Annotated in this window: 24 protein-coding genes; 12 read left to right on the top strand and 12 right to left on the bottom strand. The window is 55.5% G+C overall.

Going from position 1 to position 23,838, the window contains the following annotated elements; genetic code table 11:
• Positions 1 to 36 precede the first annotated feature (36 nt).
• Complete coding sequence (locus I3V23_10250; protein QPI84953.1) at positions 37 to 603, top strand: NYN domain-containing protein; 567 nt, start codon at positions 37 to 39, stop codon at positions 601 to 603.
• On the opposite strand, the gene I3V23_10245 is transcribed toward I3V23_10250, so the two are convergent.
• Positions 600 to 2,843: a response regulator gene (locus I3V23_10245; GenBank protein ID QPI84952.1), complete on the bottom strand. Its 2,244-nt coding sequence runs from the start codon at positions 2,841 to 2,843 to the stop codon at positions 600 to 602. The two genes, I3V23_10250 and I3V23_10245, sit on opposite strands and share 4 nt — an antisense overlap.
• A 285-nt stretch (positions 2,844 to 3,128) precedes the next feature.
• Between I3V23_10245 and ispH the strand changes: the two genes are divergently transcribed.
• From ispH to I3V23_10220, 5 genes are all read left to right on the top strand, one after another.
• The gene (gene ispH / locus I3V23_10240) at positions 3,129 to 4,079 is read left to right on the top strand and encodes a 4-hydroxy-3-methylbut-2-enyl diphosphate reductase (GenBank protein ID QPI84951.1); all 951 of its coding nucleotides are present in this window, start codon (positions 3,129 to 3,131) and stop codon (positions 4,077 to 4,079) included.
• A 9-nt stretch (positions 4,080 to 4,088) separates the two neighbouring features.
• Positions 4,089 to 4,670, top strand: coding sequence for a LysE family translocator (locus I3V23_10235; protein QPI84950.1), 582 nt, complete (start codon positions 4,089 to 4,091; stop codon positions 4,668 to 4,670).
• 64 nt (positions 4,671 to 4,734) lie between these two features.
• On the top strand, positions 4,735 to 6,579 hold the full coding sequence (locus I3V23_10230) for an ABC transporter ATP-binding protein (GenBank protein QPI84949.1): 1,845 nt from the start codon (positions 4,735 to 4,737) through the stop codon (positions 6,577 to 6,579).
• Positions 6,576 to 7,817, top strand: a complete 1,242-nt coding sequence (locus tag I3V23_10225) for a class I SAM-dependent RNA methyltransferase (GenBank protein ID QPI84948.1) — start codon at positions 6,576 to 6,578, stop codon at positions 7,815 to 7,817. The genes I3V23_10230 and I3V23_10225 overlap by 4 nt, the downstream gene beginning before the upstream one ends.
• 20 nt (positions 7,818 to 7,837) lie before the next feature.
• Positions 7,838 to 8,620: an ion transporter gene (locus I3V23_10220; protein QPI84947.1), complete on the top strand. Its 783-nt coding sequence runs from the start codon at positions 7,838 to 7,840 to the stop codon at positions 8,618 to 8,620.
• A gap of 4 nt (positions 8,621 to 8,624) precedes the next feature.
• On the opposite strand, the gene I3V23_10215 is transcribed toward I3V23_10220, so the two are convergent.
• The 6 genes from I3V23_10215 to I3V23_10190 all read right to left on the bottom strand — a co-directional run bounded on the left by I3V23_10215 (position 8,625) and on the right by I3V23_10190 (position 13,888).
• A complete protein-coding gene (locus tag I3V23_10215; GenBank protein QPI84946.1) occupies positions 8,625 to 10,544 on the bottom strand; it encodes a 1-deoxy-D-xylulose-5-phosphate synthase in 1,920 nt (639 codons plus the stop codon).
• A 57-nt stretch (positions 10,545 to 10,601) separates the two neighbouring features.
• Positions 10,602 to 11,372: a polyprenyl synthetase family protein gene (locus tag I3V23_10210; GenBank protein QPI86788.1), complete on the bottom strand. Its 771-nt coding sequence runs from the start codon at positions 11,370 to 11,372 to the stop codon at positions 10,602 to 10,604.
• Positions 11,373 to 11,486: 114 nt separating this feature from the next.
• Positions 11,487 to 11,732, bottom strand: a complete 246-nt coding sequence (locus tag I3V23_10205; protein QPI84945.1) for an exodeoxyribonuclease VII small subunit — start codon at positions 11,730 to 11,732, stop codon at positions 11,487 to 11,489.
• Positions 11,729 to 12,664, bottom strand: a complete 936-nt coding sequence (locus I3V23_10200; GenBank protein QPI84944.1) for a histone deacetylase family protein — start codon at positions 12,662 to 12,664, stop codon at positions 11,729 to 11,731. Before I3V23_10200 ends, I3V23_10205 begins: the two co-directional genes overlap by 4 nt.
• Entirely contained in the window at positions 12,664 to 13,377 is a 714-nt protein-coding gene (locus I3V23_10195; GenBank protein ID QPI84943.1) for a response regulator, read from the bottom strand. Before I3V23_10195 ends, I3V23_10200 begins: the two co-directional genes overlap by 1 nt.
• Before the next feature lies 1 nt (position 13,378).
• A complete protein-coding gene (locus I3V23_10190) occupies positions 13,379 to 13,888 on the bottom strand; it encodes a MarR family transcriptional regulator (GenBank protein ID QPI84942.1) in 510 nt (169 codons plus the stop codon).
• A gap of 204 nt (positions 13,889 to 14,092) precedes the next feature.
• Between I3V23_10190 and I3V23_10185 the strand changes: the two genes are divergently transcribed.
• Together I3V23_10185 and I3V23_10180 are read left to right on the top strand one after the other, a co-directional pair.
• On the top strand, positions 14,093 to 14,962 hold the full coding sequence (locus I3V23_10185; GenBank protein QPI84941.1) for a branched-chain amino acid aminotransferase: 870 nt from the start codon (positions 14,093 to 14,095) through the stop codon (positions 14,960 to 14,962).
• Positions 14,963 to 15,058: 96 nt separating this feature from the next.
• Positions 15,059 to 15,403, top strand: coding sequence for a DUF2794 domain-containing protein (locus I3V23_10180; protein QPI84940.1), 345 nt, complete (start codon positions 15,059 to 15,061; stop codon positions 15,401 to 15,403).
• 7 nt (positions 15,404 to 15,410) lie between these two features.
• Here the strand turns inward: I3V23_10180 and I3V23_10175 are convergent, their stop codons facing one another.
• The 3 genes from I3V23_10175 to I3V23_10165 all read right to left on the bottom strand — a co-directional run bounded on the left by I3V23_10175 (position 15,411) and on the right by I3V23_10165 (position 18,122).
• Positions 15,411 to 16,259 carry a C40 family peptidase gene (locus I3V23_10175; protein QPI84939.1) on the bottom strand — a complete coding sequence of 283 codons (849 nt, stop codon included), beginning with the start codon at positions 16,257 to 16,259 and terminating at the stop codon, positions 15,411 to 15,413.
• Positions 16,260 to 16,262: 3 nt separating this feature from the next.
• The gene (locus tag I3V23_10170; GenBank protein ID QPI84938.1) at positions 16,263 to 17,672 is read right to left on the bottom strand and encodes a leucyl aminopeptidase family protein; all 1,410 of its coding nucleotides are present in this window, start codon (positions 17,670 to 17,672) and stop codon (positions 16,263 to 16,265) included.
• 75 nt (positions 17,673 to 17,747) lie between these two features.
• Entirely contained in the window at positions 17,748 to 18,122 is a 375-nt protein-coding gene (locus I3V23_10165; protein QPI84937.1) for a hypothetical protein, read from the bottom strand.
• Between the two features lie 142 nt (positions 18,123 to 18,264).
• On the opposite strand from I3V23_10165, the gene I3V23_10160 reads away from it, so the two are divergent.
• The 3 genes from I3V23_10160 to I3V23_10150 are packed head-to-tail and all read left to right on the top strand — an operon-like array spanning position 18,265 to position 20,278.
• Positions 18,265 to 18,915, top strand: a complete 651-nt coding sequence (locus I3V23_10160) for a carbonic anhydrase (GenBank protein ID QPI84936.1) — start codon at positions 18,265 to 18,267, stop codon at positions 18,913 to 18,915.
• A 57-nt stretch (positions 18,916 to 18,972) separates the two neighbouring features.
• The gene (locus tag I3V23_10155) at positions 18,973 to 19,962 is read left to right on the top strand and encodes a sodium-dependent bicarbonate transport family permease (GenBank protein QPI84935.1); all 990 of its coding nucleotides are present in this window, start codon (positions 18,973 to 18,975) and stop codon (positions 19,960 to 19,962) included.
• A gap of 4 nt (positions 19,963 to 19,966) precedes the next feature.
• Positions 19,967 to 20,278: a transcriptional regulator gene (locus I3V23_10150; protein ID QPI84934.1), complete on the top strand. Its 312-nt coding sequence runs from the start codon at positions 19,967 to 19,969 to the stop codon at positions 20,276 to 20,278.
• A gap of 52 nt (positions 20,279 to 20,330) precedes the next feature.
• Here the strand turns inward: I3V23_10150 and I3V23_10145 are convergent, their stop codons facing one another.
• Both I3V23_10145 and I3V23_10140 read right to left on the bottom strand, forming a co-directional pair.
• Positions 20,331 to 21,353 (bottom strand): aspartate-semialdehyde dehydrogenase, encoded by a 1,023-nt coding sequence (locus tag I3V23_10145; protein QPI84933.1) that lies wholly within the window; start codon positions 21,351 to 21,353, stop codon positions 20,331 to 20,333.
• Positions 21,354 to 21,444: 91 nt separating this feature from the next.
• The gene (locus tag I3V23_10140; protein QPI84932.1) at positions 21,445 to 22,620 is read right to left on the bottom strand and encodes an MFS transporter; all 1,176 of its coding nucleotides are present in this window, start codon (positions 22,618 to 22,620) and stop codon (positions 21,445 to 21,447) included.
• A gap of 177 nt (positions 22,621 to 22,797) precedes the next feature.
• On the opposite strand from I3V23_10140, the gene I3V23_10135 reads away from it, so the two are divergent.
• Positions 22,798 to 23,817, top strand: coding sequence for an extracellular solute-binding protein (locus I3V23_10135; GenBank protein QPI84931.1), 1,020 nt, complete (start codon positions 22,798 to 22,800; stop codon positions 23,815 to 23,817).
• Positions 23,818 to 23,838 lie beyond the last annotated feature (21 nt).

The following is a 23,838-nucleotide window of genomic DNA, read 5'->3' as shown; positions in this document are numbered from 1 at the left end:
GGCCGCGATTGGTCTGTTTGTTATAAGGTCTTTCAAATGTTTTATCGTGATGAGCGCCTCGCGCTCTTTATTGACGGCTCAAATCTTTATGCGGCAGCCAAGGCTTTGGCGTTTGATATCGACTATAAACTCTTACGCCAAGAATTCATGCAACGCGGAAAACTTCTTCGCGCATTTTATTATACGGCCCTTCTTGAGAATGACGAATATTCCCCGATTCGCCCTCTGGTGGATTGGTTGAACTACAACGGGTTCACCATGGTGACGAAAGCCGCCAAGGAATTCACAGATGCGCAAGGGCGCCGCAAGATCAAAGGGAATATGGATATTGATTTGGCGGTCGATGCGATGGAAATCGCAGACCATGTCGATCATATCGTGCTGTTTTCTGGCGATGGCGATTTTCGTCCGCTTGTGGCTGCCATCCAACGCAAGGGCGTTCGGGTTTCGGTTGTGTCCACCATCCGCTCGAACCCACCCATGATTGCCGATGACCTAAGGCGGCAGGCGGACAATTTCATTGAATTGGACGAGTTAAAAGACGCAGTAGGACGCCCCCCGCGCGAAAATGGCGGTGAGGATGACTTTGAGGAAAGCTATTAAGGCGCCCTGCGCATGGCACCGCGCCCCTCTTCCTCCCCCACCAGATAGAGCGACAACATCTGCGACAAATCCCCCAAGCGCACAGGCTTGGTCAGATAGGCATCCATGCCGACATCAATCCCCTTTTGGCGGTCATGGCCAACGGCGTCAGCCGTGATGGCGATAATAGGGATTTTTGAGAACCCTGACGCACTTTCACGCGCCCGAATTTCGCGGGTCATTTCAAAACCATTCATCGTGGGCATGTGACAATCGGTGAGGATCAGATCGAAACAGTCTTGATCCAGCGCCGCAAGCGCCTCGCGCCCATTGATGGCAATCTGGCTTTCATATCCCAGAAGTCGCAATTGTGATGTCAGCACGATTTGATTCACCTCGTTATCCTCAACCAACAAAATCCGTGGCTTGGTATTGGGTGAATTTGTCTTGCCGATATCGCGGCGGTCCCGTTCGGCATTCTCAAAGGCTAGATCAGGGCGGTGCATCATATCGGCGCTTAAAAGCGGGGATTGTGCCGCAATGGGATGCCCTGTGAGGTGGCGTAAACCTGCAAGCAGGTCACTGGCCAATAGTGGGCGAATTTGGGCAACAAATAAATCTGGGGACAAATGTCCCGTTCTCATCCCACGGCGGCGCGTGAGGCCCAAAAGCTTGACCTTCGAAAACGCGCCCAAATCCTGCGTAGGATCAGGCAGGTCAGCATTTTCTAAAACCATTACAAAAAGTGACTTATCGGGTGCCGTTTCCGCGAGGCTCTGCAAATCTTCCATGGTTTCAACCCAATTTTGGGTGGCGCCAAGGGCCTCAAAATAGGGGGAAAGGGTCGCACGATCTTCGGGGGCATTCGCCCAAGCTTGGATCGCCCATCCATCAAGCTGCGGGCAATCCAATGTTTCGCATGCCTCAATGAGGGGCAACGTGATGCGAATGGTTGTGCCCTTGCCAACAGCACTTTGCACGGCAATCTGGCCATCCAATTTATCGACCAATTGCTTGACAATTGTCAGGCCCAAACCTGTGCCGCCAAAATGCAAGGCCGTAGATGCGCCCGATTGTGTGAAGGGCTCGAACATCTCGCGCATGAAGTCAGCATCCATGCCAATGCCATTATCGCGGAACTCTAATACAAATTGCCCGCGGCCATCATGGATTTCACCCAAGCGGGTAACCTGAACAACCACTTCCGCGCGGGGGGCTGACAATCCATCGCGATCGCGGGGACTGGAGAACTTAATCGCGTTGGACAAAAGGTTCAGCGTGATCTGCCCCAAGCGGCCACCATCCATCATCACAAATTTTGGCAGGCTTAAATCATAACGGAACCGCACAGTGACATTGCGTTCATCAGCATAGCCGCGCATGACCTCGACCGTGCTTTCAACCTGCGCCAAGAGATCCGTCTTTTCTGGGGCAAGTTCAAGTTTGCCCGCATCAATTTTGGAGACGTCTAATACGTCATCAATGAACCGCAAGAGGGCATAGGACGAACGGCGCGCTGTTGCTAAGAAGCGTTTTTGTTCGTGGCTTAAGGGGGACTGATCCAATAATTCCATCATCCCCACCACCCCATTCATTGGGGTTCGGATTTCGTGGCTCATCGCAGCAAGAAAGGCAGATTTTGCCTGATTGGCGGCAATGGCGCGTTCCTCACTTTCGGTCAGGCGCTGATTGAAGGTTTCTGTCAGATTACCGATCAACAATAATTCAATTGCTAAAACTGCAAACACGGTCAGATAGACCACATAGCGCAGCACGCTGCCGATCTCTTCCGAGATGTAAGGCCCGCCAAAATAATCATACCCAAGATATTCAGCGAGCATCCATGTGCAGATAGCAATGGATAACAGCGTCACAATGAGGCCGCGTTGATAGCGCGTGGAAAAAACCAAAAACGGCCCCGCCACCACCGCGAAATACATGAATTCAACCCGCGCTGTTGGATGTGAGACAAAGAATGCACCCGTAATTGTCACCAAGCCTGCAAAAAACCACAGGATTTTGCCGATGGTGTGATGACCAAAAAACGTGACTAAAATGGCAAGCGTGGTCGAGCCCATCATGAACAGGGCAAGATAGACAATCGGCATTTCCCCAAGCGCGAAGCCAATCGCGCACCACCCTGCGGCGGTTACGGTTACCACAATATTTGACACATAGACGGAACGATTGCGGAGCGCATTGAGTGTTTGGCTCGAATGGGTGGGCTGCATCTGCACCGTTTGGTTTGATTGCCTTTTCATCACATCTCCCCGCGATGGCGGCCAATTTGGAAGATAATTCTGAACATCGCCTTAGCACCGCACATAGCACTCACCCTCACGCGTTAAACCCATGCAAATATCGTGCCGAAAAATATTAAATTTATCGATAACCAGAAGATATTTTGATCGATGGGTTGATCAACCTTGCCCATTGATGCGCAGGAAATGTGGCATGTGTGAGGCGCTTGCACGGATGCGGTGTAGGTAGAAACGCTAGACGGCGGGGCCACAAAGACTTAACTGTGGGGTGATCGGAGAGATACTATGCAAAAACCGCCCCTCACCCTCTATTTGGCCGCACCGCGCGGATTTTGCGCAGGTGTAGATCGCGCAATTAAAATCGTGGAAATGGCTCTCGAGAAATGGGGCGCACCCGTCTTTGTGCGCCATGAAATCGTGCATAACAAATTCGTGGTGGATGCCCTACGCGAAAAGGGCGCAGTTTTTGTCGAAGAATTGGACGAGTGCCCAAATGATCGACCCGTGATTTTTTCTGCCCATGGGGTGCCCAAATCTGTTCCCGCAACCGCAGAGCGGCGGCAGATGATATATGTTGATGCAACCTGCCCGCTTGTATCCAAAGTGCATATCGAGGCGGCGCGACATCATGAGGCGGGGTTGCAGATCGTGATGATCGGCCACGCGGGCCATCCTGAAACGATTGGCACTATGGGCCAATTGCCCGAGGGCGAAGTTGTCTTGGTTGAAACAGTGGCGGATGTTGCGACCCTCACGGTACGCGACCCTCTGAAACTGGCCTTTGTGACGCAAACCACCCTTTCGATTGATGACACCGCCGATGTTGTTGCGGCCCTCAAGACACGGTTCCCTGCGATTATCGGCCCGCACAAAGAAGATATTTGCTACGCCACCACCAACCGCCAAGAGGCCGTCAAGGCGATGGCGGTCAAGGCAGATGCCATGCTTGTCGTGGGCGCGCCCAATTCCTCAAATTCAAAACGCTTGGTCGAGGTGGGGGCAAAAATGGGCTGCAACTATGCGCAGCTTGTGCAACGGGCGACCGATATTGACTGGCGCGCGCTTGAGGGGATTACCAGCCTTGGTCTGACGGCGGGCGCATCTGCGCCAGAGCTGTTGGTCAATGAAGTGATTGATGCCGTGCGGGCGCGTTATGATGTGACAGTCGAACAGGTTGAGACTGCCGTGGAAAATGTTGAGTTCAAAGTGCCGCGCATCCTGCGTGAGCCTGCCTAACCATCGCCCATGGATCCGCTTTACCCATTTGTTTTTGCAGGGCTGTTTTCGCCTGGGCCAAATGTTATCCTCTTGACCACATCAGGCGCGCTGTTCGGGTTTCGCGCGACCATTCCGCATATTTTCGGTGTCGCCGCAGGGGTGGGGGTGATTGCCGCGGCCTCAAGTCTTGGCGTCAGCGCAATTTTATTGGCCTATCCAGTGGCTGCCTTATTGATGAAAATAGCCGCAGCATCTTGGATCCTTTATATGGCATTCACCCTATGGCGGGCCAAACCGGCGGATCCTAAGGCGCGACAGGTCGCAAAGCCGTTTACCTTTCTTCAGGCTGTGATGTTTCAATGGGTCAATCCCAAGGTCTGGGCCGTCAGCCTTGCCGCCGCCGCGGGCTTTGGCGCGGGCGGCACGCTTTTGACAGAAGCCTTGCGCCTTTCCTCCGCCTTTTCAGGAATTAATCTTTTTGTCTGTCTGTTTTGGGCCGCGGCAGGAACGGCCTTAGCGCGGCTTCTGACCACGCCGCGTGCATGGAATATTTTTCGCAAAACCATGGCAAGCGCCCTCGCGCTGACAGCCGCAATGGTCTTTATGTGAGCCCCGCCCTATATTGCGCCACAGGGTCAGGCTGCGACCCAATCAACCAATCAGGCCCGATGCAATGTTCCGATTTTTCGAAACACTGGTAGATCCCTATACGCCCTACGCCGATGAGGATACGCCCCCCAATCGACTCTGGCCATTTTTGCGCAGCTATGCGCAACCCTTCAAACGGGTGTTCATCGCAGCCGCCTTTATGTCGATGGTGGTCGCTTCGATTGAATTGGGGTTGATCGTCTATTTGGGGCGCGTTGTTGATCTGCTATCGGTCAATAGTCCCGCAGAACTCTTTGCAAATCACGGGCTCGAGCTTGGCTTAGTCGCGCTTTTTGTGGTGCTAGTCCGCCCTTTGATGCAGCTTTTGGATGTGGGGCTTTTGAACAATGCGATCCTGCCGAATTTCGGCACGCTGATCCGTTGGCGGGCACATCGGCATGTTTTACGTCAATCGGTCGGATGGTTTGAAAATGATTTTGCGGGCCGTATCGCAGGGCGGATTATGCAAACCCCACCCGCCGCAGGCGATGCGGTTTTTCAGATTTTTGACGCCATCACATTTTCCATCGCCTATTTCATCGGCGCGCTGATCCTACTGACCCAGTCAGACCCACGGCTTGCCGTGCCCTTGGTGATTTGGTGCGGGCTTTATGGGCTGTTGGTGCGCTGGACAATCCGCAATGTCACCCCCGCCTCCAAGGCCAGTTCAGATGCGCGATCCATGACAACGGGACGGGTCGTTGACAGCTATACCAACATCCACTCAGTCAAGCTTTTCGCGCATACAACACGCGAACTGGACTATGCCCGCGAGGCCATTGAGCACACCCGCCAAACATTCGCCCGCGAGATGCGGATATTCACGATAATGGACGTCACGCTATTGACCTTGAACGGACTTTTGATCGTGTCCGTTGTCGGTTGGTCGGTTTGGTTGTGGTATACGGGAACGGCAACTGTTGGCGTTGTGGCTGCGGCAACCGCCCTGACCTTACAGCTCAATGCAATGACGGGCTGGATCATGTGGGCTCTCTCAAGCCTATTCCGGGAATTGGGGGTGGTGATGGAGGGGATGGAGACCATTGCCCAACCGATCACATTGCGTGACCACCATAACGCATCCGCCCTCAAATTCGAAAAAGGATTGATCGAATTTGACGCGGTCAGTCACCATTATGGGCGCGGCGCGGGTGGCTTAGATCGCCTCAGTTTAACCATCCAGCCCGGCGAAAAGGTCGGGCTTGTCGGGCGCTCTGGCGCTGGGAAATCAACCCTCGTGAAACTTTTGCTGCGTTTTTATGATTGTGAAGGCGGCGTAATCCGCATTGATGGCCAAAATATTGCCGATGTGACACAAGACAGCCTGCGCGCCACAATGGGCGTTGTGCAGCAAGACAGCAGCCTGTTGCACCGCTCCGTGCGCGACAACATCGCCTATGGCCGCCCCGATGCAAGTGATGCTGACGTAATCCGCGCCGCAGAACGCGCCGAGGCCTTAGGGTTCATCCATGATCTTGAAGACCCAGAGGGCCGCACAGGGTTTGAGGCCCATGTTGGCGAACGCGGGGTGAAACTTTCGGGCGGGCAAAGACAGCGCATTGCGCTTGCGCGGGTGGTTCTGAAAGATGCGCCGATTTTGATTTTGGACGAGGCCACAAGCGCGCTTGATAGCGAGATTGAAGCGAGCATCCAAAACACGCTGAGCGACCTGATGGCAGGCAAAACCGTGATTGCGATTGCGCATAGACTGTCGACCATTGCGCAGATGGATCGCATCATCGTTTTAGATGAAGGCCACATCATCGAAGATGGCCCGCATGAGGTGCTTTTGGCAAAGGGCGGGCTCTATGCTTCGCTGTGGAACCGCCAATCGGGCGGCTTTCTTAATCCAGACGGAGGTTCCGCGTGAGCGAAGAAACCCTCACAATCACCCGCCTCGGACATCGCGGCGATGGTATTGCACAGAACGCAGACGGAGGCCAAATCCTCGTCCCCCTCACCTTGCCAGACGAGGTGGTGCGCGGCGTGGTAAACGAAGGTCAATTGGACGGGGCCAAAATTGTGACCCCTTCCCCCGCGCGGGTAAAACCTGTCTGCGTGCATTATAAATCCTGTGGCGGGTGCAGCCTGCAACATGCCTCGGACACATTTGTCAGTGCGTGGAAGGCAGACCAAATTGCCATTGCGCTTGCCGCGCACGGGATCACAACCGATATCCGCGCAACCCTAACTTCGCCTGCGCACTCACGCAGGCGCGCCACCTTTGCAGCGCGGCGCACGAAATCGGGGGCGATGGTGGGATTTCATGCCCGAAAATCGGACGTCATTGTGCCAATCGGCGAATGTCACCTTTTGCCCGATGAGATGGTGGCCACGCTGCCCGTATTGGCCGAGATCGCCCGTTTAGGGGGATCGCGCAGTGCGGTTTTGGGCTTTAGCCTAACCCAGTCCGACATCGGCCTTGACCTCCACGTGACGGGCGGCAAGCCCTTAGATCATGCGCTGCGGGCTGAATTGCCAAAATTCCGCACCGAATTTCTGCGCCTGACATGGGGGGATGAGGTCGTCTTTATGGAAACCCCACCCTATCACCAAATGGGGCACGCGCGTGTCACCCCACCCGCAGGTGCATTTTTGCAAGCCACCAAATCGGGCGAAGCAGCGCTTTTGGCCGCTGCACGCAGCGCGATTTCGGGGGCCACACGCATCATTGACCTTTTTGCGGGATGTGGAACCTTTACCTTTCCGCTGGCCGAAACAGCACCCGTGCACGCAGTCGAAGGCAGCGCCGATATGGTCAAGACCTTGCAAGACGCCACCCGCTATGCGGACGGGCTAAAGCCCATTACCGCCGAAACCCGCGACCTGTTTCGCCGCCCCGTTTTAAGTGACGAATTCGCCAAATATGACGCGGTGGTCATCGACCCGCCCCGTGCAGGCGCACAGGCACAGGTGCATGAATTGGCGAAAACCGAGATCCCCCAGATTGCATTTCTATCTTGCAACCCGATCAGTTTTGCCCGTGACGCAAAAACGCTCATTGACGCAGGTTATTGCCTTGAATGGGTGCAGCCCATCGACCAATTCCGTTGGTCGCCGCATATAGAACTTGCCGCCCGCTTTACCCGACCCCATATGGCGCGGTAACGCGCTCAAGGATGGCTGCTATGACCCGTGATTTTGCGACCACGCGACAGATACTTGCCGATTGGCTAGACCGCCCCCGCATCCGCCAATTCATCATCGGCGTGATCATTTTTAACGCCATTCTTTTGGGCCTTGAGACATCGCCCGAAGTTATGGGCACGGCGGGCACCATTATCCTGACATTGGACTGGATTTGCCTTGCGATTTTCGTGATCGAAATTGCGCTGAAACTGGTGGCCCATGGCGCGCGGTTTTTCCGCTCAGGATGGAACGTTTTTGATTTCTTGATCGTTGGGATCGCGCTGATGCCCGCCACCCACGGGCTGTCAGTTCTGCGCGCCTTGCGCATCTTGAGGGTGCTTCGTGTCATTTCAGCCGCGCCACGATTGCGCCGCGTGGTCGAGGGGTTTGTCACCGCCTTGCCAGGAATGGGCAGCGTATTCTTGCTGATGGGGATCATCTTTTACATCGGTGCCGTGATGGCAACCAAACTGTTCGGGGCGTCTTTCCCCGAATGGTTCGGCACGCTTGGCGCGTCTTTCTATTCCCTTTTCCAAATCATGACATTGGAAAGTTGGTCCATGGGCATCGTGCGCCCCGTGATGGATGTTTATCCTTATGCGTGGCTGTTCTTTGTGCCATTCATCATGGTCACGACCTTTGCGGTGGTGAACCTGCTGGTTGGCCTGATCGTCAATTCCATGCAAGACGCGCATGCCGAAGAAAGCAACGCCGCCACTGATGCCTATCGCGATGAGGTGCTTGAGCGGCTGCGCAAGATTGAGGAGCGGTTGGGGAAATAGGCGTTTAAGCCCGCTTCCCCAAAACATCTACACCCAAGGTCATGAGAACCTTGGTCACGATATCCTCGGCATTCATGCCTGCCACCGCATACATGTCGCGCGGGCTGGCTTGGTCGATGAAAATATCGGGCAGCACCATGGAGCGATATTTGATCCCCCGATCAAACACGCCCGTTTCCGCGAGATGCTGCGCCACATGGCTGCCAAAGCCGCCAATCGCCCCTTCTTCGATGGTGATCAGCGCCTCGTGATGGCGGGCGAGTTGGTCGATCAAATCTGTATCCAAGGGTTTGGCAAAACGCGCGTCAGCAATCGTGGGCGTGATCCCTTTCTGGGCCAAAATCTCTGCAGCTTCGCGCACTTCTTTCAGACGGGTGCCAAAGTTCAAGAGAGCCACGCGATTGCCGTCCGCGATCATCCGCCCCTTGCCAATTTCAAGCGCCTGACCGCGTGCAGGTAACTCGACCCCAACACCTTCGCCGCGCGGAAAGCGGAAGGCAGAGGGGCGATCCCCAATCTCGAGGGCGGTGCGCACCATATGCACCAATTCCGCTTCATCGGCGGCCGCCATCACCACGAAATCGGGCAAATTTGCCAGATAGGCGATGTCAAAACTGCCCGCATGGGTGGCGCCATCGGCACCAACAAGCCCGGCGCGATCAATCGCAAAGCGCACAGGCAGACGTTGTATGGCCACGTCATGCACAACTTGATCATAGCCGCGTTGCAAGAAGGTCGAATAAAGCGCGCAGAAGGGTTTTAATCCACCCGCGGCCATACCCGCCGAAAAGGTCACCGCATGCTGTTCGGCAATGCCCACATCAAAACAGCGTTCGGGAAAGCGTTCTGCAAAAAGGTTCAGGCCTGTTCCGTCTGGCATCGCCGCCGTGACAGCCGTCACCAACGGATCCTCGGCGGCTTCGGCAATCAGCGCATCTGCAAAGACACGCGTATATGAGGGCGCGTTTGAGGGTGCTTTATGTTGCTTGCCCGTGACCACATCGAAGCGCGCGGTGGCGTGGCCGCGATCTGGGCGATCTTCAGCATAACCTTTGCCCTTCTTGGTAATCGCATGAATGAGCATCGGCCCATCCGCCCGCGCCTTGACGGTGCGCAGAACCGCAAGCAGCTGATCCATATCATGCCCATCAATCGGGCCGATGTAATCAAAGCCCAATTCTTCGAACAAGGTGCCGCCGACTGTCGCGGATTTCAGCAGTTCTTTCGCGCGGCGCGCCCCATGTTGGAAAGGCTCAGGCAAAAGCGATACTGCGCCCTTGGCGGCGGCTTTGAATTCCTGAAACGGCGCGCCTGCATAAAGGCGGGACAAATAAGCCGACATCGCACCTGTCGGCGGTGCAATCGACATTTCATTGTCGTTGAGGATCACAATCAACCGCTTTTTCAGATGGCCCGCATTGTTCAGGGCCTCATAGGCCATGCCTGCGGAAATCGAACCATCACCGATAATCGCAATCGCATCTCCCAAACCTGTCTCGCAGGCACCGCTTAAATCGCGCGCAACGGCAAAGCCAAGCGCCGCAGAAATAGAGGTGGAGCTATGCGCAGCGCCAAACGGGTCATAGGGCGACTCGCTGCGTTTCGTGAAGCCTGACAAGCCACCCTTTTGGCGCAGACTGCGGATACGATCCCGCCGCCCTGTCAAAATCTTATGCGGATAACATTGGTGGCTGACATCCCAAATGATCTTGTCACGCGGGGCGTCAAATACGGCGTGAAGTGCCACGGTCAATTCAACTACACCCAGACCAGCCCCCAAATGCCCACCCGTCTCGGAGACAGCCGAAATCGTCTCGGCGCGCAATTCATCGGCCAAGCGGATCAGATCATGATCAGAAAACCGCTGCAAATCACGCGGCGTGGTCACTTGATCCAAAAGCGGTGTTTTAGGTCTATCTGTCATCGGCCCTCCAGTGGTCGCCATATAGCCATGACAGGGGCCAAGGGCAACGGATCACGCCTATCTGTCGCGGGCAATGATGAATCGGGCAAGGTCGCGCAGGCTTTGGGCTTTATCCCCGAATGGTGCGAGGGCCGTTTCCGCCTCAGCGACCAAGCGCGCTGCCTCAGCCTTGGCACCGTCTAGCCCCAGAAGTGTGACAAAGGTCGCTTTGCCCGCATCGGCATCTTTGCGCAGGGCCTTACCTGCCTTGCTGCTGTCACCCTCCACATCCAAAATGTCATCAGCAATCTGAAAGGCGAGGCCAATTGCACGGGCATATGCCCTCAGTGGTGCGGGATCTTGGCCCGCTATGATCGCTGCGGCATGGGCGGGCCATTCCAACAGCGCGCCCGTTTTATTGCTTTGCAATTCCGTGATTTGCTCAAGGGTCAAGGGGGACGCAGCGGTTTCTGCAGCAATGTCCTGCGCCTGACCTAAAACCATACCGCGCGCACCTGCGGCTTCAGCCAAGGTCGCCACCAATTTGATCCGCACCTCCGCAGCCCCAAGATTAGGATCAGCCAAAAGCGCGAATGCAAAACTTTGCAGCGCATCCCCCGCGAGAACCGCAATCGCCTCGTTCCATTTCTTGTGAACAGTGGGTTGACCGCGGCGCAGGTCGTCATCGTCCATGCAAGGCAGATCATCGTGGATCAGACTATAGGCGTGGATGGCCTCAACCGCACCCGCCGCAGGAAGCGCGGAGGCCGCAGGAATGCCATATAGCGCCGATGCCTCAAGCACCAAAAACCCACGCAAACCCTTGCCACCCTGCAACGCATAGCGCATCGCCGCAGCAACATCATCTGAGCCATATTGTGCAAGCGCCTCGGTCAAGAACGCAGCAATGACGCGGGACTGGGTGCTGAGGCGGGTTTGAAACTCAATAGGGGCCAAAGGCGCTCAAAGCCCCTCAACTGGGGTGCTGCCCGTTGGCGCGCCTGTGCCATCTAGGGTGATTTTGGAGACTTTTTCTTCGGCCTCTTTGAGCTTGGCCTCACAGCGTGCGCGCAGCGCAGCCCCCCGTTCATAGAGCGCGATGGATTGGTCAAGTGGCACATCCCCACGCTCAAGCTTGGCCACGACTTCCTCTAGGGCGCGCAAGGCGTCTTCAAAACTCATCTGCGCAAGGTCGTTGTCATCTGTCATTTAGAAGCTTCCATCAATTCTGTGACATGGGCCGCAACACTGCGCCCCAGTGAGGGCAGATCATAACCGCCCTCTAGCGCCGAGACCACCCGCCCCGCGCATTGGGTTTCGGCAAATGCGCAAATTTCTCGCGTCAGCCATGCAAAATCCGTTTCATCCCAATTTAGATTGGCCAATGGATCCGCCTGATGCGCGTCAAAACCTGCGGAAATCAGGATAAGGTCAGGCGCAAATTCAACCAATCGCGGAAATACATCGCGAAGATAGGCCTGTTGCATCAGGGCCCCGTCTGAATTGGGTGGAAGGGGCACATTCAGAATATTACCCGCCACGCCACGTTCGCCACGCGCCCCCGATCCGGGATAAAGCGGCATCTGGTGTGACGAGACAAACAAAGCGCGGGTTTCACCCCACAGCAAATCTTGCGTGCCGTTGCCGTGATGCACATCGAAATCTATCACGGCCACCCGTGCGGCCCCCGCCCGCTCGAGTGCATGTTTGGCCCCAATCGCCACTGACCCAAACAGACAAAACCCCATGGCTGTTGCAGTTTCGGCGTGATGCCCAGGTGGCCGCGTGAGGACAAATGCGTTTTTGGCGCGGCCCTCCATCACGGCATCTATTGCTGCAATCACACCCCCTACGCCCGAAAGCGCGGCCTGCCATGAGGCGGGCGACAGAAAGGTATCGCCATCAAGCGCAACTTGCCCCTGCGTGGGCAAAGCCGCTTTGAGTTGGTCAATATAGGCTTGGGGGTGGCACAATCGCAGATCGTCTTCCGTGGCCAATGGGGCCGCGTGGCGTTCAAGCCCCACGAAATCTAAGCTATCCAAATGGGCCTTTATGGCCGCAATGCGCGCCACCTGTTCGGGATGGCCCTCTGGCGTCCGATGATCTTGCGCAAATGGATTTTCAAAAAGCCATGTCGCCATCAGTCAGGCACCAACATATAGCCCGCGCCGCGGACAGTTTGCAGATAACGGGGTTGTTTCGGGTCAGCTTCAATCTTGCGGCGTAGGCGGGTGATTTGCACATCAATTGCGCGCTCTTGCGCAGGGTCACCGCCTGCCATCTTGTCACGGCCCAATTCTTCGACCAACTGCTGACGGGTCACAGAACTGTTCACATGGGTTGCAAAGATCCGCATCAATGCGGCCTCGGTGGCAGTCAGGCGTAAAGGCTGATCACCCTGCCACAACTCGCCACGATCAATGTCAAAGCGCATGGCCCCAAGATGCAGCAATTTGGGCAGATTTTGGCTGGCTTCGGGTTGCGGCATACGGCGCAGGATCGCGCCGATACGCAATAGCAATTCCTTGGGCTCAAAGGGTTTTGGCAAATAATCATCTGCCCCCGCCTCAAAACCCGCAATACGATCTTGCGCCTCGCCCTTGGCCGTCAAAAGCAAGATTGGGCAATCCATCGTTTTGCGCAAATCTTGTGTCAGGCTAATGCCATCCTCACCCGGCATCATAACATCAAGCACAATCAAATCGAAATCCAACCCTTGCAACAGGCGGCGGGCTTGCGCAGCATCGCGTGCAACACTGGCCAGAAACCCGTTGCGGATGAGAAATTTTTGCAACAGCCCGCGGATGCGTTCATCATCATCCACGATCAAGATATGCGGGTTGGTGTCTGCCATTTTAGGTATCCAAACCTGCTTGGAAATGGCGCAGCATCTCAGGATCCATCATCTGCTCAAGGACAGCACGAAATCCTGCCACGGCCTCTGGCCCCGCATTGCGATAGGCCGCGCGCATGCGGTTGCGCTGCGCCTCTGACAATTCGCGTTCAAGCTTGGCACCTGTTTCGGTGAGATAAAGATGCCGTTCGCGCTTATCCTGCACCCCAACGCGGCTTTCGACCAAACCATCAGCGATCAGACTGCGCAGAACGCGATTGAGGGACTGCTTGGTCACGCCCAGAATATTCAGCAGGTTATTGACTGTCGTTCCAGGGGTGCGGTTGATGAAATGGATGGCACGATGATGAGCGCGACCATATTCGTAATTCTGCAAAATGCGATCAGGATCAGCGGTAAATCCCCGATAGGCGAAAAACATCGCCTCAATCCCGCGGCGCAGCTGCTCATCCGTCAAAAAGAGCAAGCTTTCGCCCGTGCCGATGGGGTTATTGACTGCACGCTCTGCCATCTTCACCTCCCGCATCATTTTTGATCTTTGGCATCGGAACCAAGGAACACTTCACAGTTTATGTCAGCCTTGTTGACTTTCCAAGAATCAATTGTTACCGAATTGCCAGTTTTGCGAAATATTATGTCCGAAACGGCCGTATTTTGCACAACATTTGCAAACTGGCGCAGATATGCGCCCTGAAGGAAAGATGGGATTGGAAAGATGAGCGGCACCTACGATAACCGCGATGGGAAAATCTGGCTGGATGGGGCTTTGGTCGATTGGCGCGAGGCCAATGTGCATATTCTGACCCATGCGATGCATTATGCATCTTCCGTCTTTGAGGGCGAGCGCGCCTATGGTGGCAAAATTTTCCTCAGCCGCGCCCATTCCGAACGGCTGCATTTTTCCGCAGGCCAATTGGACTTCGAAATTCCGTTTACTGTTGACCAAATTGAGGCTGCCAAGGCCGAGGTTCTCGCGGCCAATGGCCTGAGCGATGCCTATGTGCGCGCGGTTGCGTGGCGCGGCGCGGGTGAGGATATGGGTGTCTCCTCTCGCCGTAACCCCGTTCGTTTGGCCATCGCGGCATGGGGCTGGGGCAATTACTATGGGGATGCAAAAACCAAAGGCGCCAAACTTGATATCGCGCGGTGGAAACGCCCCTCGCCCGAAACGGCGCCAAGCCATGCCAAGGCAGCAGGCCTTTATATGATCTGCACAATGTCCAAGCATGAGGCCGAAGCCAAAGGCTGCTCGGATGCCATGATGTTTGATTATCGTGGCTATGTCGCCGAGGCGACAGGCGCAAATATCTTCTTCGTCAAAGATGGCGAAGTGCATACGCCAAAGCCAGATTGCTTCCTCAATGGCCTAACCCGCCAGACAGTTATCGGTATGTTGAACGATCGCCAAATCAAGGTGCATGAGCGTCATATCATGCCCGAAGAATTGGAAGGGTTTGAACAATGCTGGCTGACGGGCACCGCCGCAGAAGTCACCCCAGTGGGTCAGATTGGCAGCTATAATTTCGAGGTTGGCGCCCTGACGCGGAACATCTCGGACGCCTACGAAAAACTGGTTCGCGCCTAAGCGACACCGCGCATCACGGCCCGCAAGATCAGCTGACCTTGCGGGCCTTTTTATGATCTCCCTTGCATTTCTTAGAATTCATGCCACCATCAGCCTATGGTGATGCATACTCAATCCTTTGGCGCTTCCCATATTCCCGAAAAGGTCGCCTTTGATCGCGGCGAATTATCGGCGATCCTGTCGATTTATGGCCGCATGGTGGCTGCAGGTGAATGGCGCGATTATGGAATGTCGCTGCTGAGTGATGTTGCGATTTTCTCAGTTTTCCGCCGCACCGCCGAACACCCCATTTATCGGATTGAAAAGCGCCCCAAATTGGCAGGCAAGCAGGGAATGTATTCCGTGATTGGGATGGACGGGCGCATTCTCAAGCGCGGGCATGATCTGCGCAATGTCCTGCGCGTGCTAGAGCGCAAATTGATCCGCGCCGTAGACGATTAATACCCCGTCATTCTATCAAGACATGTTTGCGCGCGGTGATCTCGCCACCGCCAGACGTGCGAATACGCGCCTCGGCATGGGCAAGCGGCTCATAGGCCACCGCCATGTGATGGGCATTTGCGTGCAACAGCATCTCTTCATCGGCCATGATCCCGACATGACCCTTCCAAAACACCAAATCCCCGCGGCGCAGCGGTGCATCCTCGGGCAAAAGCGCGCCGAGCGCTGCCTCTTGTTGGTCACTGTCCCGTGGGCAGTCTTGTCCACAGGCGCGCATCGCCAATTGGATCAGGCCAGAGCAATCAATGCCCCATCGGCTGCTGCCGCCCCAAAGATAGGGGGTTCCAAGGAATAGATCAGCCACGCCCACCGTATCCGAAAACCGCGCTGTTAAGGGGCGCAGGTGGGATTTTGGAACATGATGCCCCGTCTGGATGCGGTGAAAGCTTTCGCCCTCTTTCGCAGGCTCAACCACATTCACACGTGCGCCGAAAAAGATCGACACATCGGGCGGCGATTTTACATCGGGGCGCGGATAGAGATGGGTTGCAGGGGCGGTGACCCAATGGGTGACGGGCGTTTCTGCCGCAAGGGCCTGCGATAAAATATAACCGACTTGGCCGTCCCGCTCTGCTTGACCGAAAACTTGCCCATCGCGCGTTTCAAGCGCCAAAAACCGCTCGCCAAACAACAATTGGCTCGCCCGTGTGCCCTTTGGTTCGGTCATGATATTGGCCAACGGTTGCTGCACCGTCATCCATGTGCCATCCAAGAATTCATCCGCCATAACCTGACCTTGCAGCGCCCGAAGCGCCACCCGCCCATTGCTTGCCGTGATCCGTGGATCGCTTGCCATGTCTTAAACCCCTTCAGACAGCACCGCGTATAGCGCACGAATGCCCTGACCCAAACCCCCTTTTGGGCGCGCAGGTGCATCACTTTGCTGCCAAGCAAAAATATCGAAGTGACAATAGCGCGCGGCGCCTTGGGTGAAGCGGCGCAAAAACAAGGCCGCCGTAATCGACCCTGCCATGCCCCCAGAGGGCGCGTTATCCAGATCGGCAATGCCCGGTTCAATCATAGCCTCATAAGGGGCGTGAAAGGGCATACGCCAAACAGGGTCGAACTGTTCAGGGCTCTTGGCACTGATCTGCGCGGCAAGACCCTCATCATCAGTGTAAAATGGTGCAAGATCTGGCCCCACTGCGACCCGCGCAGCCCCAGTTAATGTTGCCATAGAAATCATAAGATCGGGGCTACCTTCGGCCCCAAGCGCCAAGGCGTCAGCCAAGACCAACCGCCCCTCGGCATCAGTGTTGTTGATCTCGACCGTCATGCCGTTGCGCGCGGTCAAAATATCACTGGGGCGAAAGGCTGAACCATCAACGGCATTTTCAACTGCAGGGATCAAGATCCGTAACCGCAGCTTTAGACCCGCATCCATAATCATCCGAGCAAGGCCCAAAACATTGGCAGCCCCCCCCATATCCTTTTTCATCGTGCCCATAGATGATCCAGGTTTCAGGTTCAAACCGCCTGTGTCAAAACACACGCCCTTGCCCACCAAGGTGATTTGCGGCCCGCCTTCGCCCCAAGTCATATCAATCAAACGAGGCGCGCGGGGACTGGCCCGACCGACCGCATGAATCATCGGGAAATTCTGCGCCAATAGATCGTCCCCAAGGATCACGGAAATCTTGGCGTTATAGCGCGCCGCCAAATCGCGGGCGGCCTCCTCCAATTCTTCGGGGCCCATGTCTTGCGCAGGGGTGTTAACCAGATCACGCACCATGGCCTCGGCTTCGGCGAGCCGTTCAAAATGCGGGGCATCTATGCCCGCAAGCGCCACCAAGGCCGCCTCGCGACCTGATTTTTGACGATAGCGGTCAAACCGATATCCCGCCAGTAAATACCCCAGTGCAATTTCTTCGCGAAGGTTTTGCGGGTGGCCCTCCAATGAGGCTGAGGCCACCTCATAAAGACCTTTTGGCAAATCAGAAATCGCGGCACCTGCAGCGAACCGTTTCCTGATCCGATCAGCGGACGTTCCCACCCCCAACAAAACGGCGGCAATTCCACCCGCCGCATTGGGCAGAAGACAGGTTTTGCCCAATGCCCCGCTAAAGCCATGGGTTATGGCCCATTGCCGTGAGGCCGCGTCCAACTGAGCCAAAGCCGCATCAGCCCCATCGGCGCTGATCACATGAACGGGGATTGCATCCGTATCAGGAAATTCATCTGGGCGGGCAAATCGCAGCGCGTGGGACATTCCGTCATTCCTTTGAGGTCAGGGCAATATCGCTGCAACGCAAAGTAACAACACCATCCCGCGCCGCAAGGGCGATCACACACTCATATCCTCAATATCGTAAATCGCATAAACTGATCGCTCACCCACACGGCGCAAACGGGCCAAGGTTGCGCCGATTGCGGCCATATCTTGGCGCGCCATCACGATATGAACATCGCGCGCCACCCGCGCCAAAGTCGCCATACCGATCTTGCTGGCAGAGTCGGCAATCTCAGCAACAATCTTTTTCCGTTCAAGCGTGCTGTCGACACAGTCAATCTGCGCGAGCGCGATCATGATGCGCTCTAGCCCCACAGCCACTTCATATTCTGCTTGCGTCTCGCCAATATCGCGACAAAGCCGCTCTAACCTGTCGGGATCAAACCGCGCAGGTTCCTCAAAACGCAAGACGGTCACCACATCCGTCATTTTCCCATCCCACCATGCGCTGCATGTGGTCACAGGGTGATATTTGGGGGTGAAGAAAAGGTTGATTTGAGGCAGGAATGAAAAGACAGTTTATAGAAAAATATCAGAGATTGTGATCAAGTGCTCTGAAGGGACGTTATGGATGCACCGCATTAAATCACTGCCAAGTTATTTGCTTGAACGCTATCAGGATTGGAAAGTGAAATCCTTTCCTGAGAACCGGGATTGGTTTCGCAAATTGGCAACCGAAGGGCAGAATCCAAAGGCCATGGTCATAGCCTGCTGCGACAGCCGCGTTGCTGTGACATCCGTGTTTGGGCAACGCACAGGCGAATTATTCATTCACCGCAACATTGCCAATCTGGTGCCCCCTTTTACCCCTGACGGGCAGCATCACGGCACCGCTGCCGCGGTCGAGTTTGCAATTAAGAACCTCAAAATCGAGCATCTCATCATCATGGGCCATTCCAATTGCGGCGGCGTGCGGGGGTGTATTGACATGTGCCAAGGCCGCGCCCCCGATTTGGAAAAGAAAGAAAGCTTTGTGGGCCGTTGGTTGGATGTTTTGCGGCCAGGATTTGACAGGGTCAAAGATATCACCCCCCCTGAGGTTCAACAAACCATGCTTGAGAAAGAGGGGATACAAGTCTCGCTTGAAAATCTGATGAGCTATCCCGTGGTGGCCGAGGCTGTAGGTTCAAAGAACCTGACCCTGCATGGGATTTGGGCCGATATCGCGGATATGGATATCGAAAGCTATGACGGCACATTACGCCATTTTGTCAAAGTCTAAACTTTACCACTTGGCCCCGCTTCGTTAGGCAACGCTGAGCAAAATCTGGAGGTGTTCATGGACTCGATCCTGTCGCTCGCGGCGCAGAACCTGATCTCGCCCATCATCTTGTTTTTCGTCTTAGGATTTGCAGCTGCTTTTGCGCGCTCTGACCTCAGCGTGCCCGAGGCCGTAGCGAAAGGGATGTCGCTCTATTTGCTCTTTGCCATTGGCTTCAAAGGCGGGGCTAGCGTGGCCGCGCATGGCATTGACCAAACGTTGATCTTCTCAATTTTGGCTGGGGTGATTTTGTCGTTTGTTCTGCCTTTCATCGCCTTCGCTTTGCTGCGCGTGATGACAGGGCTAACGGCCATTGATGCCGCCGCAGTGGCGGCACATTACGGCTCGATCTCGATCGTGACCTTTGTCGCGGCAAGTTCAGTGCTGCAAACTGCAGGTTTGATGAGCGAAGGCTATATGGTCGCGGTCGCCGCCGCGATGGAGGCCCCTGCAATCTTGGCCGCCCTGTGGCTTGTGGCACGGGCCGATGCAAAAGCGGATCAAGGCGGCGGTATGGATGCGGGTCTGCTGCGGGAAATCCTGCTGAATGGGTCTATTGTTTTGCTCATCGGATCCTTCATTATTGGCGGGATCACAGGCCAAGAGGGCTTGGATAAAATTGCCTCTTTCATCGTATCTCCCTTCCAAGGGGTGCTGTGCCTTTTCCTTTTGGATATGGGCCTTGTAGCGGGGCGCGGCCTGCGGGATGCGCGGCATTTGCTGAAGCCAGGGCTTTTTGCCTTTGGCGTGCTGATGCCCTTAATCGGCAGTTGCCTTGGCCTCGGAGCTGGGTTGCTTTTGGGTCTGTCGACAGGCGGCGTGATGTTGATGATGACGCTCTCCGCCTCGGCCTCTTATATCGCGGTGCCTGCTGCAATGCGCGTGGCCCTGCCTGAGGGCAATCCTTCAATCTATCTCACCCTATCGCTCGGGATTACGTTCCCGTTCAATTTGACATTGGGCATACCAATTTATCTGGCATTGGCGCGCGCCGCCACGGGAGGCTAAGGCAATGGAAACGCATAAGGCAAAACGGGTTGAGATCACAATTGAGGCGGTCATGGAAACCCGCCTCACGGATGCATTGGTCAAGGCGGGGGTGACAGGCTTCACCATCCTGCCCGTGTTGGGCGGGTCGGGCCGTTCAGGACAATGGAGCCGCGAGGGTCAGGTCAGCCGCGCAGGCGGAATGATCAACGTGGTCTGCATCATTCGCCCAGAAAAGCTAGAGGCGCTGCTCAAAGCGGCATTCGCGGTGGTGGAGCGGCATATCGGTGTGGTCAGCGTGACTGACTGCGAAGTCCTCCGCGCCGAACGATTTTAAGAAAAAGGGGGGCCAATGGCCCCCCGTCATATTTGTTGCGCAAAGCCATGCGTCAGCCTTTTTTCAGAACCCGATTGCCCAAGGTTTCTGCAATCTGAACCGCATTCAACGCAGCACCTTTGCGCAGGTTGTCACTGACGCACCAAATATTCAGACCATTCTCAATCGTGCTGTCCTGACGGATTCGGCTTATAAAGGTGGCATAATCGCCGACACATTCCACGGGCGTTACATAACCGCCCGTCTCACGCTTATCGACCACCATCACACCTGGGGCCTCGCGCAGGATGTCACGGGCTTCTTCCTCGTCTAGGAAATCTTCAAACTCGATATTGATCGCCTCGGAATGGCCCACAAAGACAGGCACACGCACGCAGGTTGCAGTCACCTTAACCGAAGGATCGAGGATTTTCTTGGTCTCAGCGACCATTTTCCACTCTTCCTTGGTAGACCCATCTTCTATGAACACATCAATATGCGGGATCACGTTGAAGGCAATCTGCTTGGGGTAAACGCTCGGGGCAACTTCCTGACCTGGAACGAACATTCCCTTGGTCTGGTTCCACAGCTCATCCATCGCATCTTTGCCTGTGCCAGACACAGACTGATAGGTCGAGACCACAACACGCTTGATCCGCGCGCGATCATGAAGCGGCTTCAATGCCACAACCATCTGGGCGGTGGAGCAATTGGGGTTTGCGATGATGTTCTTCTTCGCATAGCCCTCAACCGCCTCAGGGTTCACCTCAGGGACAACCAAAGGCACATCAGGATCATAGCGATAGAGCGAGGAATTATCGATCACGATACAACCCTGCGAGGCCGCAATCGGTGCATAGGTTTTTGTGGCTTCAGACCCAACCGCGAAAAATGCGATATCCCAGCCTGTGAAATCGAATGTATCGAGATCCTTGGTCTTTAGGGTCTTGTCACCAAAGCTGCATTCCGTGCCAAGCGATTTACGCGAGGCAAGCACGGCGATCTCGTCAACGGGGAATTGACGTTCGTCTAGAATGTTGAGCATTTCGCGGCCCACATTGCCCGTGGCGCCGACAACGACAACTTTGTAACCCATGTTCCATATCCTTCAGGCTTACGACTGCGCATGCCCTTAAATCATGTGCGACCAAAGCGAAAGGGGCACTTGGCGCGCAATCTGGTCGCGCTTAGTCAAGGCGATCTTCGCTAAAGAGGTAAATTGCGCATCCGATCAGAACGGCAAGCCCAAAAACCCCAAACAAGGCCCCGTAGGCGGCAGGCAAGGCCATCGTGCCTGACAGCGCAGTGAAGAAAGGGGCTGAGGCGAATTGCATCACACCCACCCCACCGATGCCAAACAAATTCATTAAGGTCACACCACGCCCAACCAAATGCGGGGGAAAGAAGCTGCGCCCATGGGCAACAAGGGCAGGGAAGGACGCCCCAAATAACCCCAAGGCCGCAACCAGAACGGTGGCTGTCAAAATACTGCTTTCGGGCACAGCCCAAATCGCCAAACAGGCGAGGGCGCCCAACAGGTTCCCAATCAAGATAACCCATTTGCGCGTGCCAAAAAACCGATCCAGCGGGCCATAGGCAAAACTGCCCACCACCATCGCAACCCCCATGATCAGGCTTACCGTGCCGATCTGAGCAACAGTTAGACCAAAGACATCCTCCATATAAGGCCCAACCCACAGGCCACGCACCCCCGCTGACGGGGCATAGCCCACTAACATCAACGGGAAGATAAGCCAAAGCGCAGGAATGCGCAGCAGATCCATCAAGCTGCCTTTTTGATCCCCCTCTGGTTTGGCGGGGTCTTTGATCAAAAGGAACAAAGCCAGCGCAACAAGACCTGTCACAAGCGCCAAGCCCCAAACAGTTTCGCGCCACCCCACGGCCTCAACCGCCCAAGCCATGGGTGTTGCAGCTGCCAAGTTGCCCATTGATCCAATGCCAATCGTCACACCTGCGAGCGTGGCAAAGATGGCCGCAGAATAAACCCGCGCAAAGATGTAATAGGTTGCCATCAAAACGGGCGAACAGCCCAATCCGATCAACCCCATTGCAATTTGCACATCGCGCACATCCGCCGCAGTCGCAAACAGCGCAGCACCCCCCGCACCGCCAACAAGCAGCAACACCGATGCGGTCAGGCGCGGTCCAATACGGTCAAGTGCGATACCCACAGGAATTTGCATCGCTGCAAAAACGGCGAACCACACGCCCGAAGCTGTCGCCAAGCTTTGCGGCGTAGCCCCGATATCCGATGCCAAAACAGGGGCCATGACGGCCAAAAATGCACGATAAAACTGGCTCAGCACATAGGCGAGCACAAGAAAAGCAATGCCCGCTTTCATGGCTGGCTGTCCTCCTCATCCCTTAGCCAAACTGATGCCGTAGCACCAAGGCAAGGGCAAGCCAGAAGTTAAATCTGATAATTTTTGTCGGAATTTATTTGACCCGCTGCGTGAATCGTGATCAAAAGCAGCATCCCGACTAAAATTGTCGGAAATAACTCGAACAGGAGCTTTAGGATGACCCGACCCCTCTCCCTGCTGCTTGGCAGCGTCGTTTTTCTAACCACCCTGACCGCGGCACAGGCGCAGGAATTGAACCTGTATTCATCCCGCCATTACGACACGGATGAGCGGCTATATTCTGATTTTACCGCTGCAACAGGCATCACCATCAACCGCATCGAAGGCAATGCAGATGAGCTGATCGCGCGGATGCAGGCCGAGGGCGCCAATAGCCCTGCAGATGTGTTTTTGACTGTTGACACAGTGCGCTTGGCGCGGGCTGCCGAAATGGGACTGCTGCAGCCCGTGGAAAGCGATGTGCTAGAAACCCGCATTCCTTCTTATCTTCAAGATGACAGCAACCAGTGGTTTGCGTTCTCGCAGCGCGCACGGATTTTGTTCTATGACAAAACCGATGTCGCCAACCCGCCCCAAACCTATCAAGATTTGGCCAAGCCAGAATATGCAGGCCAGATCTGCATCCGCTCTGCCACGAATGTCTATACACAGAACTTCACAGCAGCCTTGATCGCACATTTGGGTGTCGATGCTGTGCAGGACTGGGCCAACGCCGTGGTTGAAAATTTTGCCCGCGCGCCCCAAGGTGGCGACACGGATCAGCTGCGCGGCATTGCCTCTGGTGAATGTGATATTGCGATGTCGAACACCTACTACTTCGCCCGCATCCTGCGCCAAGGGGATGACCAAATCACCCCCGACCAACTGGCCAATATCGGATGGGTCTTTCCAAACCAGAACGATATCGGCGCGCATATGAACGTGTCTGGCGGTGGGGTCGCGGCCCATGCCCCGAACCGCGAGAACGCGATTGCCTTTCTGGAATATCTGACCTCGGATCAGGCGCAACAGTATTTCTCAGCGGGCAATGATGAATACCCTGCCGTTCCGGGTGTTGGCCTCGCCCCATCGGTCGCGGCACTGGGCATCTTCCGCCCTGATGCGATTGATCTGTCGGATATTGCCGAAAATGTCGGCGCAGCGGTTGAGGTTCTGAACACCGCAGGTTGGGAATAGATTCGCGCAACAGGCCACGAA

The sequence above is a fragment of the Rhodobacterales bacterium HKCCA1288 genome, assembly GCA_015693905.1.
In the GTDB taxonomy this organism is placed as follows: domain Bacteria; phylum Pseudomonadota; class Alphaproteobacteria; order Rhodobacterales; family Rhodobacteraceae; genus M30B80.
This window is presented reverse-complemented; position numbering and strand designations above follow the sequence as displayed.